This is a genomic window from Rhodoferax sp. RT5P35 (assembly GCF_056521385.1).
Window position 1 is genome coordinate 1 of record NZ_JBWMAX010000266.1, and the last position, 1,148, is coordinate 1,148.

Here is a 1,148-nt window from a genome sequence, read left to right on the forward strand (position 1 = left end):
ACAGGGCCTGCAGCCGCGCTTCGTCGAACCGGTTCACATGGCCCCAGGGCGGGTTTTTGCCGCCGCAGCGCTGGCAGGTACTGCGGCCCTGGCGGATGTCTTGCCGGTAAGGCACGCCCACCACGATGTAGCGCGCGGCTACCCGCGCCAGCTCGGCGCACACCCGGGGCAGCAGCGCCGTGGGAATGTGCTCCAGCACCTCAGCGCACAGCAGCAGGTCGAACGCGCCATCACCAAATTGCAGCGCCGTCGCGTCGCCCTGCACGCACTGCACGCGGGGGTCAGCCACCTGCGGCGGCTCCAGGTCGAGCGCGGTCACCTGGGCGTAGCGGTCGGCCAGCTGGCGCGACAGGTAGCCGTCGCGGGCACCAATATCCAGCGCGGTCTGCACATCGGCAGGCAGCAAGGCCATCAGATCGGCCACCCGCTGGCGTTCGGTCTCGCTGTTGCGGTTCTCTTCCAAACTCAAAAACATCTTGTCAGTCCCTCACACCCACACCACCACCGCATGGATCGCCAGCCCGGCCAACCCGCCCACCAAGGTGCCGCTGATGCGAATGAACTGCAGGTCGCGCCCCACGCTCAGCTCCAGCTCTTGCACCAGCTGGCGATCATCCCAGCCCTTGATGGTTTGCGAAATATGGGAGGTCACCCCCGTACGCAAGCCCAGGGCCAACTGGCCCGCTGCGGCCATCACATGCTCGTTGATGGCTTCACGCAGGTGGGTGTCGCTGGCCAGGCGTTCGCCCACCGCGCCCAGCGCGGCCTGCAGATTGCGGGCGATGGCCGACTGCGGATCGGCCAGGTCGGCCTGCAGCAACTGCTTGATGTCGGTCCACAACGAGGCGACAAACTGGCGCACCGCCGGGTCGGTCAGCGCCCGCTCCTTCAAATCGTCGCAGGCCTGGCGCAGGGCCGGGTCGTCGCGCAGGCGGGTGATGTAGTCATTCAGCCAGGCCTGGTAACGCAGGCGCGCGGGGTGCGCGGGCTGGGCCAGCACCTCGCGCAGCTCGTCCAGGGCCGAAGCGCTGAGTTTTTCGGCCATGCTGTCGGCCATTTTGGAGGTGGATGCCACCGCGTCCACCAGGCCGACCACCTTGGGCCATTCCTTGCGCACGTGCTTGTGCAGCAACTCCGACACCGCCGCC

2 protein-coding genes are annotated in these 1,148 nt (G+C 67.8%); both read right to left on the reverse strand.

Annotated features, from left to right (window positions below; all coding sequences use genetic code 11):
• A partial coding sequence (locus tag AC097L_RS25530; protein ID WP_479589499.1) for a class I SAM-dependent methyltransferase occupies positions 1-475 on the reverse strand: 475 nt, incomplete at its 3' end.
• A 12-nt stretch (positions 476-487) separates the two neighbouring features.
• On the reverse strand, positions 488-1,148 hold a 661-nt coding region (locus AC097L_RS25535; protein ID WP_479589500.1), incomplete at its 5' end, for a DUF445 family protein.